Annotated in this window: 15 protein-coding genes; 8 read left to right on the forward strand and 7 right to left on the reverse strand. The window is 60.6% G+C overall.

The window, feature by feature from the left end; genetic code table 11:
• Positions 1–102 precede the first annotated feature (102 nt).
• From FJ950_RS14200 to FJ950_RS14210, 3 genes are read right to left on the reverse strand one after another with little or no spacing between them, the layout of a single operon-like run.
• Positions 103–969 (reverse strand): 23S rRNA (adenine(2030)-N(6))-methyltransferase RlmJ, encoded by an 867-nt coding sequence (locus FJ950_RS14200; RefSeq protein ID WP_015318478.1) that lies wholly within the window; start codon positions 967–969, stop codon positions 103–105.
• Positions 966–1,574: a hypothetical protein gene (locus FJ950_RS14205; protein WP_015318479.1), complete on the reverse strand. Its 609-nt coding sequence runs from the start codon at positions 1,572–1,574 to the stop codon at positions 966–968. Before FJ950_RS14205 ends, FJ950_RS14200 begins: the two co-directional genes overlap by 4 nt.
• 19 nt (positions 1,575–1,593) lie before the next feature.
• Positions 1,594–2,271 carry a TetR/AcrR family transcriptional regulator C-terminal domain-containing protein gene (locus FJ950_RS14210; RefSeq protein ID WP_140617205.1) on the reverse strand — a complete coding sequence of 226 codons (678 nt, stop codon included), beginning with the start codon at positions 2,269–2,271 and terminating at the stop codon, positions 1,594–1,596.
• 85 nt (positions 2,272–2,356) lie between these two features.
• On the opposite strand from FJ950_RS14210, the gene FJ950_RS14215 reads away from it, so the two are divergent.
• From FJ950_RS14215 to galE, 3 genes are all read left to right on the forward strand, one after another.
• Positions 2,357–2,827 carry a carboxymuconolactone decarboxylase family protein gene (locus FJ950_RS14215; RefSeq protein WP_015318481.1) on the forward strand — a complete coding sequence of 157 codons (471 nt, stop codon included), beginning with the start codon at positions 2,357–2,359 and terminating at the stop codon, positions 2,825–2,827.
• A 1,112-nt stretch (positions 2,828–3,939) separates the two neighbouring features.
• Positions 3,940–4,986, forward strand: coding sequence for a UDP-glucuronic acid decarboxylase family protein (locus FJ950_RS14220; RefSeq protein WP_140617206.1), 1,047 nt, complete (start codon positions 3,940–3,942; stop codon positions 4,984–4,986).
• The gene (gene galE / locus FJ950_RS14225) at positions 4,983–6,014 is read left to right on the forward strand and encodes a UDP-glucose 4-epimerase GalE (RefSeq protein ID WP_140617267.1); all 1,032 of its coding nucleotides are present in this window, start codon (positions 4,983–4,985) and stop codon (positions 6,012–6,014) included. Before FJ950_RS14220 ends, galE begins: the two co-directional genes overlap by 4 nt.
• A gap of 873 nt (positions 6,015–6,887) precedes the next feature.
• On the opposite strand, the gene FJ950_RS14235 is transcribed toward galE, so the two are convergent.
• On the reverse strand, positions 6,888–7,382 hold the full coding sequence (locus FJ950_RS14235) for a DUF995 domain-containing protein (protein WP_015318485.1): 495 nt from the start codon (positions 7,380–7,382) through the stop codon (positions 6,888–6,890).
• Positions 7,383–7,706: 324 nt separating this feature from the next.
• Here FJ950_RS14235 and FJ950_RS14240 point away from each other — a divergent pair, with 324 nt between their 5' ends.
• From FJ950_RS14240 to FJ950_RS14250, 3 genes are all read left to right on the forward strand, one after another.
• Positions 7,707–9,332 (forward strand): glycosyltransferase family 39 protein, encoded by a 1,626-nt coding sequence (locus tag FJ950_RS14240; RefSeq protein WP_140617208.1) that lies wholly within the window; start codon positions 7,707–7,709, stop codon positions 9,330–9,332.
• 181 nt (positions 9,333–9,513) lie between these two features.
• A complete protein-coding gene (locus FJ950_RS14245; RefSeq protein ID WP_041163480.1) occupies positions 9,514–10,440 on the forward strand; it encodes a lysylphosphatidylglycerol synthase domain-containing protein in 927 nt (308 codons plus the stop codon).
• 41 nt (positions 10,441–10,481) lie between these two features.
• The gene (locus FJ950_RS14250; protein ID WP_210241254.1) at positions 10,482–11,486 is read left to right on the forward strand and encodes a glycosyltransferase family 2 protein; all 1,005 of its coding nucleotides are present in this window, start codon (positions 10,482–10,484) and stop codon (positions 11,484–11,486) included.
• A gap of 319 nt (positions 11,487–11,805) precedes the next feature.
• On the opposite strand, the gene FJ950_RS14255 is transcribed toward FJ950_RS14250, so the two are convergent.
• Both FJ950_RS14255 and FJ950_RS14260 read right to left on the reverse strand, forming a co-directional pair.
• A complete protein-coding gene (locus FJ950_RS14255; protein WP_246681315.1) occupies positions 11,806–12,123 on the reverse strand; it encodes a hypothetical protein in 318 nt (105 codons plus the stop codon).
• Positions 12,124–12,549: 426 nt separating this feature from the next.
• Positions 12,550–14,430, reverse strand: coding sequence for a cellulose synthase catalytic subunit (locus FJ950_RS14260; protein WP_140617211.1), 1,881 nt, complete (start codon positions 14,428–14,430; stop codon positions 12,550–12,552).
• A gap of 615 nt (positions 14,431–15,045) precedes the next feature.
• On the opposite strand from FJ950_RS14260, the gene FJ950_RS14265 reads away from it, so the two are divergent.
• Entirely contained in the window at positions 15,046–15,969 is a 924-nt protein-coding gene (locus FJ950_RS14265; RefSeq protein WP_140617212.1) for a glycoside hydrolase family 26 protein, read from the forward strand.
• A 132-nt stretch (positions 15,970–16,101) separates the two neighbouring features.
• Positions 16,102–16,620, forward strand: a complete 519-nt coding sequence (locus FJ950_RS14270; protein WP_015318492.1) for a DUF995 domain-containing protein — start codon at positions 16,102–16,104, stop codon at positions 16,618–16,620.
• Positions 16,621–16,763: 143 nt separating this feature from the next.
• Here FJ950_RS14270 and FJ950_RS14275 read toward each other — a convergent pair whose 3' ends face one another.
• On the reverse strand, positions 16,764–17,213 hold the full coding sequence (locus FJ950_RS14275) for a DNA polymerase III subunit chi (RefSeq protein WP_140617213.1): 450 nt from the start codon (positions 17,211–17,213) through the stop codon (positions 16,764–16,766).
• Positions 17,214–17,215 lie beyond the last annotated feature (2 nt).

The following is a 17,215-nucleotide window of genomic DNA, read 5'->3' on the forward strand; positions in this document are numbered from 1 at the left end:
AACCGGCGCCGGGCAGTTGCTGTAAGCAGCAACCCGCAGGAAACGGCTAAGTTCCCCACGGACTGATCGTGCGGTCGTAAGGAACGCGGCGATCGAAACGGGCTATTCCGGCGGCGGGACCTGCTCGCCGGCCAGCCATTCCAGCGACCAGTGGGCCGGCTTGCCCACGGCGAGCAATTTGTGCAGTGCCGGCAGTATGGTTCGCAGCTCGCCTTCCAGCGTGAAGGGCGGATTGACCACCACCATGCCGGTGCCATCGAGGCTGGGATCGGAAGAGGCCGGCCTGATCTCGAATTCTATGTCGAGGATTTTCGAGATGCCGGATTGCTTCAGCGCTTTCCTGAAGGCGATCACCGCCTTGCGGTCCTTGATTGGATACCACAGCGCGTAGATGCCGCTGGGCCAGCGCCTGTGCGCCTTCACCAGCCCGTCGACGAGGCGGCCGAACTCACCCTCTTCCTCGAAGGGGGGATCGATGAGCACCAGGCCGCGCTTTTCCTTCGGCGGCAGGTGCGCTCCGAGGGCAAGCCAGCCGTCCAGTTCCATCACCTTTGTCTGAAAATCGCCGGCGAACTCCGTCTTCAGCCTGACGGCGTCTTTCGGATGCAGCTCGATCGCCGACAACCGGTCCTGCTTGCGCAGGAGATTGCGCGCGAGCAGCGGCGAGCCCGGATATTTCTTTACGCCGCCCTCGGGATTGAGCGAGCGCACCGCCGCCAGATAAGGCGCCAGCAGCGCTGCCGCCTTCGCATCGAACGAGGCATCTATCAGCCTGCCGATGCCGCCCTGCCACTCGCCTGTCTTGTGCGCTTCGAGTGACGACAGATCGTAGCGGCCAATGCCGGCATGGGTGTCGATGACGCGAAACGCCTTGTCCTTCTGCTTCAGGTAGTCGAGCAGGCGCGTCAGCACGACATGCTTGACGACATCGGCAAAATTGCCGGCGTGGTAGGCGTGGCGATAGTTCATGTGGGACCCCTGCCCCAACGTGGCGGCGGCTGCGAATTCGGATTTTCCGGTCGCCCGCCAGCCGAACGCAAGGACAGCAAGAAACCGATCAGGCCGACCGCCATCAGCGAGAAGCCTATCGGCCGCGCGCGGCCGTCGATTTCCCCGACACCGGAGCGCAACACAAGGTCGACCGCTCGCATCGGTATGTCCTCGGCATCGCCCGGGCCGACCGTGAAGACGTAAGCGCCAGGGCTGACGGTGGCGATCAGGCCAGCCTCGTCGCGAAAGATCTTGTCGGGCAGTTGCGGGCTGGCCTGGCGCGGATTGTCCACATGGTTGAACTGCAGCGTCGAGGCAAGCACCGTGTGGCCATTGGTGGCCGCGGTCAGCGTCAACACAGTGCGCTGCTGCGAAACGATGCGTTCGGCCCTCGCGGTCAGGTCCACCATCACCCGCACCGGCGCATCGCGATCCCTAAGCGATACGGTCAACGGCTTGAATCGGCCCTGCTCGTAGACCCGCCAGGTGCCGATTTCGCGGCCGGAAAAATTGGCCGTCGCCCAAGGGTAGATGAGACCGATGCCGGTGCCGGCCAACAGGATCAGGACGAAGAGAAAGCGCATTCAGGCGGTCACCTTGCAATCAAACCTTACCGGACATTCGGCTTATATCGGCGCCGTCGCGCAGGCGTTCCATTTCGTCCAGCAGCATGTCGAGGCCGAGTTCGAAGGTCTTGTCGAATTCGGCGGCGCCAAAAAAGCGCCCGGCCTCCACGACGTTTGGATAGTCCCTGGCCAGTTGCTCGTCGCTGACGGTGTTCACCGCGGACGGGCCTCTGGAATAGCCCGCGTTCTCATCCAGCACCGCGCCCATCAGATAATAGCCCACGGCGCGGAAGAGCCGCGCACTGAGTTCCGCGTCGAAGCCGCCATCCTTGAACAAGCCGATAATGCCGTTCAACCAGGCAAGGCAAGTCGGCGAATTCATCCGGTAGGTAACAATGAAAGTGGAATAGGCGGGATGCTCGCGGCCGATGCGGCGGAAATCGTCGACGGCAACACGCATTCTTTCCCGCCAGGGAAGGCTGGTGTCAGGCACTTCAAGGGCGCCGATCAGCCGGTCGATCAGCGCCTCGTGCAGATGCGCCACCGAGGGGAAGTGATGATAGATGCTCATGGCCTCGCAGCCGAGCGCGGCGGCGAGCTTGCGCATCGAAAAGCCGGAAAGGCCCTCCCTCTCGATCACCTCGAAAGCCGCGTCCTCGATCATTTCGCGCGACAGACGCCCGCGCGCTCTCTGTTTCGTGATTGATTGATCCATGGCGCCGCTTGACAACTTACAGTGTAAGGTTCATTTTCGCCGTCACCTTACATCGTAAGGCTAACAAAGACCAGAGGAGAAAACCATGTCGTACCATCGCATCGTCAAATCCGTGCAGTCTTCATCCCAGCATGTGTTCCTGTCCGCCGCAGCGGCCTGTGTCCTGTCGCTCGGCTCCGCGCCTGCCCATGCCGACGACTATGATGCAACCCTCAAGGACATACAGTCGACCATGGGCGGCGTCCCAAGCTTTGTAAAACAGTTTCCCAAAACCGGTCTGCCCGGTGCCTGGGCCGAGGTCAAGGCCATCGAGCTCAGCGACAAGACGGCGCTGCCGCCCAAGGTCAAGTCGCTGATCTCCTTGGCCGTGGCGGCGCAGATTCCTTGCACCTACTGCATCTGGTCGGACACGCAGGACGCCAAGCGCGCCGGCGCTACCGACGAGGAGATCGAGGAAGCCGTGGCGATGGCGGCGCTGACGCGCCACTGGAGCACTATCTTCAACGGCATGCAGGTCGATTTCGACACATTCAAGAAGGAAATGGGCGGGCAGTAAGCCCGCCGGCAAGAAGGAAATGAGCGGGCGTAACATAGCCAAGCTGGAGCATGGCGCCGCGTCAGGAGCGGTCTGCCACACGACAACAGGCGCCCCCCTTTTTTGTGGTTGCCTGAACGAGATGGCCCGCGGAGAAACGGGCCATCTCGACCATTTTTGCGGCCCGCGCGCCAGGTGCCGCGGTCAACCTGGATGCGTGGTCGCGCCATGGACAGCAGCTAGCCTATGCCCTCAAATGCCATTGCCGAGATGGCCGGCATTCCACTATGACTTCGATGCGCCTGCAGGCGAGAAGGGGATGTCGACTCATACCTTGGCGGATGAGGAACCTCGAATGCACAGAGGACACGGGCGGCCCGACAGAGAGAAATCGGCGTTAAAAGTCATTCCTGCGGGCCGATTCTGCCTTCTAACTTTGACTCTTGGTCTGCTCTGCGCCGCTGCCAGTTGCGACGTGGATTTCGTCCGCAGAGAGATACTGGCAAAGTATTCACGGCCAAGCGTTTATGTCTGCAGTCCCAGCGGATTTGGGCAGCAATCTCATTGCAACCTGAAGATTTGACGCCTTCTGAATCGCTCTTCATTTCAGACAGTGCCCAGGGGCTACCCACCCCAATGATCTCACAAGGACACTCCGCCCTGTTCCTCGACATCAGGCTTTTGATGGCACCAGAGAAGAGATCGCGGCAGCCTGTGAAATTTGCTTGGATCGAGCCAATATGCTGATTCAAAATGAAGAACCCCGGCCGTGGCCATCCGCGCCCGCGCCGGGAACGCGTCGGCCATGATTAACCAATGGCAAACACAATTGGTTAAGGAATCTCTAATTTAGTTGACTTGAATTTCCACAGGTATATTTTCAGGGCGTTGGGATGTGCAATTTGGGCGAGCAATCGGCGATGATGGCATGGGGCGCGTGATCGCGATCTTGGGGCGCATGGACTGCTGAACGGCAGATACAAGCCGGGCGGCAGCGGCCTCGTAACTCAGCTAGTGACAAGCGCACATCAGTGATGGCGATCCGCGGATGCGGAGATTGCCGCGTTTAAGGACGTGGCCGGGCAGTGCTTTGCCCTGCCCGGCGGTAGCGTGTGCGGTGCGTGGAGGAAAGCATGAGTAAGGTCATCAAGGTTCTGAAACTTGGTTCCAGAAACGATCAAAGGGGCAACGGCAACGACCATAACCGAGGCCGTGCGCTGGTCGCTGGAGGCGCGGGCTTCCTGGGATCGCATTTGTGCGAACGTCTTTTGCAGGACGGATACGAAGTGGTCGCACTGGACAATTTCCATACCGGCAAAAGATACAATCTCAATACGCTGCTGCGCGATCCGAGATTCAGCTGCATGGAGCACGACATCGTCGATGCATTGCCTTTGGACCTTCGGTTCGACGAGATCTACAATCTAGCCTGCCCTGCTTCTCCGCCACATTATCAGGCAGATCCGATCCATACCTTCAAGACCAGTGTGCTTGGCGCGCTGAACCTGTTGGAACTCGCGCGTCGGAACAATGCCAAGATATTCCAGGCCTCGACTTCCGAGGTCTACGGCGATCCGTTCGTGCACCCGCAGCCCGAAAGCTATTTCGGCAATGTGAACACGCACGGACCGCGCTCCTGCTATGATGAAGGCAAGCGTTCGGCCGAAACCCTTTTTTTCGACTATTCGAGGACGTATGGCCTCGACATTCGCGTAGCCCGTATCTTCAACACCTACGGTCGCCGCATGCAACCCGATGACGGGCGCGTCGTCTCGAACTTCATCGTCCAGGCGTTGCGTGGCGAAGACCTGACCGTCTATGGCAGCGGCCTGCAGACCCGCTCCTTCTGCTACGCCGACGACCTGATCGAGGGTTTCATGCGGCTGATGAATGCGCCGAGTGCGCCTGCCCATCCGGTCAACCTCGGCAATCCCGGCGAATTCACCATCATGGAACTCGCGACACTGGTTGTCAGCTATACCAACTCCAGATCGAAAATCGTGCATCGGCCATTGCCGATCGACGATCCCAAACAACGCAAGCCGGATATTTCCTTCGCCAGAAGCAATCTCGGTTGGGAGCCGAAGATCAGCCTGGCCCAAGGGCTCGCGCATACCGTCGACTATTTCGACGCCCTGCTCTACGGGAGCCGGATTACCAAAGGGGCCGCGGCTTCATGAGCCAGCCGGCAGTCCTGGTGACAGGGGGAGCCGGCTTTATCGGCAGCCATACGTGCAAGCTGCTTGCCGCGGCCGGTTATCTGCCGGTGGCATTCGACAACATGTCCCGCGGCAATCGGAAATCCGTCGCCTGGGGTCCGCTTGTCGTCGGCGACATCCGCGACCGGGATGCATTGCAGGCGGCGATCGAAGCCTATCGGCCCGCATCCATCATCCACTTCGCGGCGCTTGCTTATGTTGGAGAGTCCGTCGGTCAGCCGGCCGAATACTATTCCACCAATGTCACGGGCACCATCGCCGTACTCGACGCCGCACGCGCGCATTCGATCGAGAACATCATCTTTTCCAGCAGTTGCGCAACCTACGGCGTTCCGGAAGCGCTGCCTATTCGTGAGACCTCTTCGCAAAATCCGATCAGCCCGTACGGGCGCACCAAGCTGATAGGCGAACAGATCATCAGCGACTATGCCAGCGCATACGGAATGAAGTTCGCCATCCTGCGCTACTTCAATGCCTGCGGGGCCGATCCCGACGGGGAGCTCGGCGAGTGGCATTCGCCGGAAACGCATCTGGTTCCCAGGGTGCTGATGGCGGCGTCAGGCATCATCGACGAGATCGAGGTCTTCGGCACGGATTATGAGACATCGGACGGGACTTGCGTGCGCGACTATATCCACGTCAGCGATCTGGCCCGCGCCCATTTGAAAGCTCTTCAACATTTGGAGGGCGGGGGACAAAGCCTGGCGGTCAACCTCGGCACCGGGCGAGGCGTGTCCATCAAGGAGATTGTCCAGGCGGTCAGCCGGATGACTTCAAGACCGGTTCCGGCCGTCTTCAGGGCCCGGCGCCCGGGAGATCCGGCCGAACTCTATGCCGATCCGAGCAAGGCGCGCGCGCACCTTGGCTTTGTGCCGCAGCTTTCCGACATCGACACGATCGTCAGGACCGCCGCCCCGTTCTTCGGGCTGCGGACGAAACCGATGATACTGCCACCAAGCGACGGCGCGGTAGCGGTCGCTGCTCGATAGATCAGAGATAGCGCGGGTGGCAGCTTGCGCGTTGGCCAAATCCGCTGGGGCTGCAGATGTAAGGCGAGCCTCCTAACAACGCACCTTCATCGACAGGACTGAAAGCGACCTTCACAGGTCCCGTTGTGCGGATCGCGATCGGCGGTGGCGGAGCAAAAGCGTAAGTTCTTTCAGTGGTGCGGGTAGTCCTTGTCATCAGCACCTCAGGCTCGATCCTGAGCGAACGCACGATGTATCCAGCCTGGACCGGTCGGACTGAAGGCTTGCTCCGGAGCGGATGCGCGACCGGTGCAATGAGGACGGAACCGGTTCTGGTCGTATCCATCCCCTGACATCCTGCAACCAGAGAGGTCATCGCCACCACAACAATAGAGAGAGCTTTCTTGCTTAGGCGAGAAGCGCCCATTGCGGAATTGTTCCCCATGTGTCCCTTGCCTTTGAGTATAAAAGCTGGGGCGCGTTGCGACACCTGCGCCGCTTCACGCCGTTTCAGTGACCACTCGCACATCACACACAAATATTAGACATCACTAATTATTAAATTTCATGAAAACCATATGGTGTTGGATCCATCGTCTCGTCGTCTGTCAGAGAGAAGTGATTGCGCCAATCGGCGGTCGGTGCGCCGACAATTCCAGCCGGACTGCTCAGCGTTTTATAAGCGATTCGCAAGCTTCTTCACAGGCCTGGCAAAAGCGGCCTGCCTGAATCCGCCCCTCCGGACACGCCGTCACCGATGTGGTATCGGGAAGGGGCCAACGGAGCCAGGAACGGCGCCTGCCGCGGCGAATAAGATTCGCCCGACCTGCTGTAAGCTTCTGATTTCGTGCATGTCGTTGTCCCGGAACCGAGGACACTTCCGAGCGATATGCATCAGTTCTTGGAGTCGATCAACTTGCGGGCCTCTTCGAACCGCGCGGCCTTGGTATCACCAGATTCGAATTTTCGGTATTCGTCGGAAGGACCTTCGGGAGTTCGTTTGAAACTGTACCATTCTCCGTCCGGATCCTTGCGTTGCTCGATCGTTCCATCCTTGATTCGGTGGCTGTAGCAGGTGCGGCGCTGTTTGCCCTTGTAGCTGTTGGACCGCCAAGCGACATCCATGCACATCTTGCCGTCTTTGGTCACCAGCCACCTGCCCTCTGCGACAGACGCTGAATCCTGCCCCGACGTCCAGGCCTCAAGGCGCCGATTGCCCTTCGCGAAATAGGCCGCTCCATTTTCCCATATCCATGTGCGATCGGCATACAGAAGCTGCAGCTCATAGGCAGTTGGAACAGTGGCGGCAATTGGAGCAATAGCGCTATCCGCTTTTGCAGGTGCGCTGTCCTTGGCGGCAGCCGCGTGGGACGTTCCCGGGAGGGCCACCTGGCCGCAGAGGGCCAGGACAAACAGGAGCAGCGTGAAACGTGCGGACCGACGACGTTCCCTGCGCCGCAGACGATCTACGCCATGCGGCGGCGACCTGGTCGGAGCTATCGGTACAATCAGCGTTGGCATGTCTGTGCGGCCCAGGGCAGCGCTATCGGCGCGACAGCCTTTGCGAATTATTTAACAGCCGCGGGAGCTGCGATGTCAACTTTCGCGGCGCCCGCTGTCGCCAAAATTAAGGATTGCGTCGTATACTCCCTCGCCTTTGACAATCGCGCGCAAAAGCAACATCCGCAGACGTCAGAGAGGACGCGGTTCCAAATGGGCGACGATCCGGAATTGAATCAGGCCGAGGTTCAGCAATACCTGCAGCAGCCGATCGCTCGGGACCCGGCTGCTCGCAATTACCTGAACCTCGACACGGCGATCTTGCTGGGGATCCTGTTCATCGCGGTCGTGTTCAGGTTCCACAACATAACCTTGCCGCTGGTCGACGCTTTCAGCTGGCGCGAGACAAGCACGGCAATGATGGCCGACAATTTTCAACAGCGCAGCTGGAACATCTTCTTCCCGGAGGTGAGTTGGACCGGACCCGGCCCGAGTTATCAGGGCCGCGAGTTCCAGATCGTCAGCTATCTGACCGCCCTGCTCTACCAACTCTTCGGCTGGCACGACTGGTTTGGCCGCGTGGTTGCGGCCTTCTTCGGTCTGGTGACGGTGTTTTCGCTGCACAGGTTGACGGCGCTATGCTGGGGCCAAACGCATGCCCATGCGGCGGCGCTCGCCTACGCGCTGATGCCGGCGGCGATCATGATCGACAGCTCGTTCCTGCCCGATCCGTCGATGCTGGCACTGGTAACAACAGGCGTTTGGCTGTTCGCCAAATACTGGGCTGGCGGCAGCCGATGGCTTTTGCCGCTCGCCGCCGTCAGCTTCACGCTCGGTGCGCTGGCAAAGCCGCCGGGCGTGGCGGCGGGCGCCGTCATCTTCTACCTGATGGTGCGTTGGATTCTGCAGAAGAAACGACGGCAGGCGACTGAGGTCTTCCTGTGGGGATTTTTGAGCCTGGCCATCATCGGCGCCTATTTCAGCTGGGCCATCTATCTCGGCCGCAGCTATCCACCCTATCACGTCGCGGGCAGCGGCTACATCTGGAACTCCGGATTGTGGACGTTCGTCAATGATGGCTTCTACTTCAAATCCGTGTGGAACACCTCTGTCTGGTGGTTCTACGGCTATCCGTTCATGGCGCTGATCGCGGTCGGTTTCTGGATACCGCCCGGACCCGCCGAAGACCCGACGAAGCGCACCCTTTCGGCCATTCCCTATATTTGGCTGGGTGCGGCCATGATCGTCTACCTGGCGGCGGCGCGCGAAATCACCAGCAACCCCTGGAATTACCACATTTTCCATGTGCCGTTCGCGATGTTCTGCGGCCGCGGCGCGCTTCTTCTGGCAACGTTTGCATCGGGAACCGTTCTGTCGCCGGTCGTGCTGCGTTCGATCTGTATCGTTGTCGTGACCCTCGTGTGGTCGACCTTTCCTCTCGTGAGGACAATGAAGGCGCCGGTCGCGATGAACGGCAAGCTGCTCGGCGAGGAGTTGGCGCGGTTGGCGCAACCGGGCGACCTCGTCGTGGCCATCGCGCCGGAGGTCGGCGATCCCGTCGCCGTCTACTACAGCAGGGCACGCGGCTGGGTGTTCCCGCCTGGCGGAGGCGATGTCGAATGGTCGAAATTCGTCGCGGACGACGCCACCGCGATCGCTCAGCTCGAGGAGTTGCGCGGTCAAGGCGCGGATCTGTTCGGCACGGCCAAGAACGCTGCCGACAATCAGGACCAGTTGTTCATCGAGCATCATGGGGGGGTCGTCGACTATCTGGACAAGACCGCAACCAAGCTTGTGGATTCGGATGCTTTGCTGGTCTATAGGATCACCCGTCCATGAGAGCTGCGACAGCTGTGGGCCTTGACAGGATATGGCCCGACGGCTCAGCGGCCACGCATCCGCCCCGCGGAAGGCCGGCAAGGCGGTGGGCCAGGCGAACCGCCCCAGGATGACGCCTTGGACGTTCAGTCGCCACGATGCCGCCGCTGGAACTCGGCGGTGAAAACCGGCGGAGAATTGGTTGAAAAGAGCAATCTCGATAATGGTGACGCTGGCCCTGCTGGCTTGGCTGGCAAGCGACTCGCGCTGGCGGATGGTCGGCGATGCCTTCGACCGCATCACGCCAGCTACGTTCGCGGTGGCGACGATCGCCTTTTTCGTCACCTATGTCTTGCGTGCGCTACGCGTCTGCGACGAGTTCCGCGACGAGGTGAATGGCCGTTTCGGAGCCTGCCTGCGCGTCATTCTGATCCACAATGCGATGATCAACGTCGTACCCTTCCGGGGCGGCGAGACGGCCTTTCCCTTGCTCCTGCGCCAGGTCTTCGGCGTGCCGATCATGCGCGCCAGCGCCTCGCTGCTGTGGTTCAGGCTGCAGGACGCTTTCGTCGTCGGCGTGCTGGCGCTGGCGGTGTGGCCGGGCCTGCATGCGGCGATAAGGATCGCTGGGATCGCCGCCTTGATCGCTGCCGCCTGGTACCTGCCGCGCTGGGCGCGCGCGCCGCATGACTGGGCCGGGCGCGGCAGGATCGTGGCGAAGCTCGGCCTGCTGCGCGACACCTTCACCGAGGCGACCGGGCGCTCGCGTTACGGCTGGTGGTGGACGATCGCCAACTGGTCGCTGAAGCTCGCCGTGCAGGGATGGCTGCTGGCCCTGATACTGGGAACATCCTTCACGACGGCCTTTCCAGGCGTCGTCGGGGCCGAAGGCGCCGCAATATTGCCGGTGCAAGGCGTCGCCGGCTTCGGCACTTATGAAGCGGGAGCGGCGGCGGCACTGCTCACATCCGGAATTGCGATGAAGAGCGGTCTGCAGGCGGCCCTGGCGCTGCACCTGTTCATCTTCTGCTCGGCTATCGCCACCGGCGCGATAGCCTGGCTGTTTCCCTCGAAATCGACGCTGCCAGGGACTCCGGCCGTCGGACCTGCAAGGAAGCCATCCCAATGAACATATTGCCCATCCCCGCTTCGGGGCTGCCTGATGGCGCGATGATGCCGGACCATACGCTGTCCATCGTCGTGCCCATGTACAACGAGGCCGAAAACGTCGAGCCGCTGCTGACGCGGATTCACCAGGCGATGGAGCGCTACGAGCAGCCGTGGGAGGTCGTGCTGGTCGATGACGGCAGCACCGACGCGACGGTGAGCGAGATCAGGCGCCTGGCTGCGCATTATGGCCCGCATGTGCATGCGGTCGAACTCGTGCGCAATTACAAGCAGACCGCCGCGATGCAGGCCGGCATCGACGCGGCGCGCGGCGATGTCATCGCCACGATCGACGGCGACCTGCAAAATGATCCCTTCGACATCCCGCGCATGGTCTACCGCCTGCTGAGCGAGGATCTCGACTTGGTGGTCGGCTGGCGCAAGGACCGCCAGGAGGGGCTTTTGATGCGCAGGCTCCCTTCGCGTATCGCCAATGCGCTGATTGCACGCGTCACCGGCGTGCGCCTCAAGGACTATGGCTGCAGCCTCAAGGTCTATCGCGGCAGCGTCATCCGCAGCGTCAAGCTCTATGGCGAGATGCACCGCTTCATCCCGGCATGGCTGGCTACCGTGACGACCCCCAGACGCATCGCGCAGGAGGTTGTGACGCATCATGCCCGCATCCACGGCCAGTCCAAATACGGCATTTCGCGCACCTTCAGGGTCGTGCTCGATCTGGTGTTCATGTATTTCTTCATGCGCTATCGCACACGGCCCGGACATTTCTTCGGTGGCATCGGCATCGCGCTTGGCGCGCTGGGTTCGCTCATACTTGCCTATCTGCTTTGCCTGAAGCTGTTTTTCGCGCAAGACATCGGAACACGGCCGATGCTGTTCACTGGCTTCTTTCTGCTGATCGCCGGAGTGCAGATGGTGACGTCGGGCGTGCTGGCGGAAATGCTGGCCCGCGTCTATCATGAGGCAAACGGATCATCGGCCTATGTCGCGCGGCCACGGCCGGCGCCCGGCGACGATGACGGCTGGCTCCGCCCGAGCCGGCCTTCATGAGGAGATCGGAACGCCAGGGATATTCATGGCCACGAGCCCGTGGCGATCGAAGGGCAAGAGATAAGGCGCAACCCTGCGCCCACCTCTCGCCCTCGACTCGCGCCCCCAGCGAAGACCTCGGCGGCAGCCCTCGGTCAGGCACCGCCACTTACACATGTCGCGGCGAATAGGATTCGCCCGACCTGCTTTAAGCTTCTGATCTGCATGTCGTTGTCCCGGAACCGAGCACACGTCCGGGCGACATGCATTCTGATTTTATGCATGTCGTTGCCCCGGAACCGAGGACACTTCCGGGCGACGTGCATTTAGATCCAATGCTCTAGTAACGCGAACGGCAGCTGGCGCGCTGGCCGAAACCGCTCGGGCCGCAAATCCAGGGCGAATGCCCCAGGAACTGACCGCCATTGCCCGGGCTGTAGGATACCTTCACCGGTGCCGGCCTATCAATCCGTTGCGGCCGCACGAAGGCCGCGTAGGCCTCCTCCCTGGTACGCGTCACGACGCTCATCTGTGTAAGCGGTTTGCGGTAGAGAAGCTTTGTCTTGACGTGATGGACCTTCCCAGCGTGATGGGCCATTTTGCCGAACCCGTAGTCGATGGTTCGCCCGTTGATCGAGCCGGTCTTGGTTGTATCCATGGTCTGGCAGCCGGACACCATCGAGACGAGTACAAAAGCAGCAACAGCACAGGTATATTTTCTGCCGTTGTTGGCCAAACTTTCCATAACCCTGTTCATCTACGGCTCCCTACCCCTTAAACATAATTCGGTTATGTGCGGGTGATATACTTTATAGTCGGCTTCTTTCCGCACTTTCTAAGTGATCATCGCCACCCAATCTGCATACGTATATTAGAACGAACTTATTAAAATTCGTGCAAACAGCATAATGAACACAGTCTTTCGGTGTTCGTTCGAATATGATGAAAATTCGATTGATTGGATCGGAGCCTAGCAGGGCGCGTGGGGTGCTTCGGCAAACGAAGCCTCCGCACCGGTGGCAACGACGGCGATCGGCGCTCAGGCTGGCAGAGTCGAAGGGCTGTTGCAGGTGTTAGGGGACGCTCAGCGCTGCGTTTCCCAACCTGGATCGAAGTAGAAATTGCGGGCGCCGATTTCGCCCATGCCGGCGCCCGAAACTGGGAAAGCCATCTTGACGAGATGAACGGCGCCGGCACCCTGCTGCAGTCCGTAAATGCCCTCCAGGCCGCGGCCGTAAAAACCCGCGAGCGGAGCCGTTAAAGCCACGCCGGCGAGCGAAGCCTGCAAGACAAATTTGCCGATACTCGGCCGCAGGGAAATCTTGTTCTCGGTGACGTGCTTGGCAATGATCACGATGGTCAGCAGGCTATATAAAGCTGCATTGAACGCGGCGAACCAGTAAAAACCCGTGGCGCTCTGCGGATTTTGTACAAGGAGCACGGGCAACGACGCACCGACGGCAAGCGCCACATAGGGGATGACGACACGAACCGGCAGGAGATCCTTCGGGCCGCGGCCCTTCGGTGTTACGCGAAAATCGACAAACGATTTGGTCAGATAGTCGCGGACGGCCGACAGCGTGCCCGCCAGCACCCACGGCCAGCGCGCGAAGAAATGAAACAGCATGCCTTCCCAGCTGAGTGCCTTGGCCGTTACCGGTCGTGAGAGCGCGAACGCCTTCAATATCATCACCAAGACGATCGGCGTAACCGAACTCGGCGCGTAGTGGAGAATGAAATCCAGATACGTCACATTGGCGAAGTTCCGGCCAGAAAACAGCGCGTAGATCGGCATGAGATACGTGGAGAGCGCGAGCAGTGCGAACAGCGGGTACCAAAGCTGGCAGAAAACGAACTGTAACCTCAATCGCAGCCTCAGCTTGGAGAGATACATGGGCGAGTATTCGAGCAGGATGGTGGTCAGGCTCCTCGACCACTGGAATTCCTGAGTGACGAGGTCGGCGAAAGTCTGTGGGCCATCACCGTGCGCAATGGCGTCGATTGCATGCACGCCGCGCCAGCCCCCCGCGTTGATCAGCATGGAGGTCGAGTGGTCTTCGGCCAGTTCTGGGCCAAGCCCGCCCGCCTGCTTCAATGCGGCGGTGCGCACCGCATAGTGCGAGCCTATGCACAGTGGCGCTCCGACGCTCGTGTAGCCCGACTGCAGCAGGCCGTGCAGCATTCCCTCCACGAACAGTCGGCCGCGGGCCGACCAACTCTCGGCGGCATTGTTGTCGCAAATGCTCGGCGCCGAGACGTAGCCGACAGCGGGATCGGCGAAGGCCGCCAGCATCTCGCGCAGATAGGTCAGCGTCGGCACGTGATCGGCGTCCATCTGGGCGACGAAGTCGTAGCGTTCATAGCCGTAGTGATCATAGAAGAACGCGAGATTGCCTTCCTTGCAACGGGTTCGGCGCGGCCAGGTCTTGCGATGATAGTCTTCCCGGCCTCGCCGCGTCGATATCTGGATGTTTCGCGCCTCGCACCATGCGATCGTCTCCTCGGAAGGGTCTTCGTCGGCAAGCCAGGTGTCGTGGGGATAATCCTGCGCAAGCATCGCCTCGAGCGTGCGCGCAACCACGAAAAACGGTTCGGATGGCGCTTTCGTCACCACCATCGCCACCCTCGAACTCGCAGCGACCGTGTAAAGTTTGGAAGGCTTTTTCGACACAAGCACGAATAACAGGAAATACATAGGCATCAGCGTCAGCCAGGCCAGCACCGTCGTCGCGAAGGCGTATGGCCCGATGTACTCGACATGCTCGGGCCTTAGCCACCAGGACCAGAAGAAGACCAGCGTGACGAACCAGAATGCCAGCGCCAGCCTCAGGATCCATTGCTGAGTGGCAGACAGGACGGGAACCAGAAAAGGGCCCTTCTGCGCCGCCTTGGCCAGAGCCGCCCGAGACCCGCGTTTCGGCCTGGTCTTGCCGCTGATGGTCGCTACGTCCGCGGAAACACTCATGCACGTACCGCCGCCACTCTAAGCGTCAGCCGAAGACGGCCGACAACCTTCAACCCCGGCGCCAGAATCCATCGCAAATTTATTAGAGTCAACTAAATTAATAGTTTCTTAACTATGCTTCTTGGGAACTGGTTAACCTAGCGCCTTTGAAGCGCCGGGCCGATCCGGCGGTCGCGTGCGCCCGACCAGCGCTGGACGGGCAAGCCGGACGTTTTGCGTTGAGGAATTTTCACCGAGAGGGGCTGGTCCCCATGTCTGGATGAGGACAAGCAGCGTTAACCACGTTGCGAGCGCCAAGGTTAAGCAACCGTTAATTGTGCTTGACTCTTGGCCCCGACCGGCTCTTAAATTAGCTAGGGATGATATATCGGGATGTTGACGCGAATTTGTGAGTATCGCGGCGAACTTTCTCTCTGAAGCTCTTCAGTATCGGAGCCTTGAGGGATAATTTTGGGTGGGTCCGTGCCAAGTTCGCACACTCGCCAATGGTCGCTCCGAAATCCCGCAGATTACGCCAATAGAGCCGATGGGTGTTGGATAGGCGTGTCGATCAGGCATCGACGCGCCGGGCGAAGCCTTGGCTTCCGTAGGAAGTCGGGCCTTGGGAGGCAAACAATGAAACGCTCCGCAGCAAATGCGCTTGTAGTCACGCTGGTTTTGGGCGGAAGCGCCGCGTTCCCCACGGCGGGAGGCGCCGGCTCCGTCCCCGTGACGGACCCCGTTCAGACGAGCAGCGCCGCGTCGGCATTCGGCTCGTACGATCCGTATGGCGATTTCACCAATGACAAGACCGCCAGCATCGAGGAACTGTTCCTGCCTTGGGAAGACGTCGATTTATCGACGCTGCCTCTGGCCGATGCCTATGCCCAGCAGCGCGGGCGCTCGCTGTTGATCACGATCGAGCCGTGGACCTGGTCGAAGGACTGGCGCATCACCCCGCCCGAGCTGCGAGACGGCATATTGGGCGGCAGATATGATGCCAATATGCAGGCGATCTGCGGCCTGGTGGGACAGATGAAAAGCCCGGTGACCATTCGCTGGGCGCAGGAAATGGAAGACAAGAACGGTCGCTTCACCTGGGCCAACTGGGCACCGAAGGACTGGATTTCCGCTTACAAGCGCGAAGTCGATGTCTGCCGCAAGGCCGCCCCCACGGCCAAATATATGTGGTCGCCCAAAGGCGATGAAGGCTTGGAAAAATACTACCCTGGTGACGACTATGTCGACGTGATCGGCCTGTCGGTGTTCGGCCTGCAGAAAAAGGACAATGACGAGGCCGGTCACGACCGTACGTTCGCCGAGTTGCTGAAGCCAGGCTATGATCGCGTTGCGGGGTTCAACAAGCCGATCGTGGTGGCGGAACTCGGCTATGTCGGCAAGCAGGACTATGTTTCGAAGTGGCAGGCCGATTCCCGCAAGTCCTATGCGGAGTTCCCGGCGCTGACTTCAGTTGTCTACTTCAACCAGAAGGAAGTGTGGCCGTGGCTGGGGGGCTATGGTCTGCCCGACTGGAGGGTGACCCAGCACGTCCTGCCGTAGACGCGTCGTCCCGATGCGTCCCGACACGATCGGGACGGATCTCCATCTTTCTGTTTGTTTGCCATCCATGCCGAACCAGCGTTTCGGCATGATGGATGAGGCGTGGCGTGAATCAGTCCGTGGAGTAGTTCCGTGAAACGAGTGCTGGGTAATTGTCTTGGAGCGGCATTCGCCTGCTCCGTTCTTGTTCTTGCCTTACAGGTCCCCGCGACAGCCAAGACAGCGGCCAAAATCGCCGAGCAGGCGCAAAAGGGCGCCGTGGTGCCCGACGAAGGCGTCTACCAGATCTATCAGAACCGTTCGTGGATGTGGGGCAATCACGGGGCCGCGTTCTTTGCCGTCAGGCAGCGGCAATTTAACGCCTGGTCGACGGAAAAGGGCCAGCCGGGCTATGGCGACGGGATATGGTTCATCCCCGGCGGCGGCAAGTTGTGCTACCGCGCGCAATGGCACGGCTCCTGGGGCGTGAAGGGCTCAATGACCTGCTTCGAGCATCGCCAGACCGGCAAGGCGATCTACAAGCGCAAGTCGCCTGATGGCGAGTGGTACGTTTTCAGGAGTTCGCATCGGAACCGGTCGGACGAGTCCGCGAAATTGAAATACGGCGACTACGTCACCAGGAAACAGACACGGATCAAGGCAAGGCTTTAGAACCGTCATCCGCGAAAGCCGCCGGGCTGGAGTTGTTCATCGTTCCAGGCGAACGTCGAACTGCTCTTCGTTCTAGCGCAATTCGCCAGGCAAGGCGCTGCGCGCTTTTCCCGGGATAGGTCCACACTTTCCGTGGAATTGCTCTACGCCTTGCGCTCCCAGCGGCGGTCCGCGGCTTGCTGCCAGTAGGTCACGGCGTGGCCGGCGTCCTTCATCGTCTTCCAATGTGCCCGGGCCATCTCGACCTGGGCCGCGTCATGGCCGTCGAACAGGAACACCGCACGCTCATAGCCGGCAAGGTCGGGTGGCGCCGCGCCGTCTACGAGGAACCTGATCTTGGCTTGGTTGGGGTTGCCGTCGCCGGTGGTCAACAGGATTGGTTGTTCACCGGGATAAGCTTCGCGATCGGTCGCGTGCGCCAGGAAGGAATCGTCGCGGAAAGTCCACAGATGCTGGTCGAGCGCGTCGCGCCGCTCCTCGGTGCCGGTCTGCACCACGGCGCGCCAGCCGCGATCGACGCTGCGCTCGAGCAGGCCCGGCAGCGCATCCTCCAGCGTCGATTCGGTCAGATGGTAGAACAGCACATCGGCCATGG

Origin of the sequence: Mesorhizobium sp. B2-3-14 (assembly GCF_006442175.1) — a bacterium.
Taxonomy (GTDB): domain Bacteria; phylum Pseudomonadota; class Alphaproteobacteria; order Rhizobiales; family Rhizobiaceae; genus Mesorhizobium; species Mesorhizobium australicum.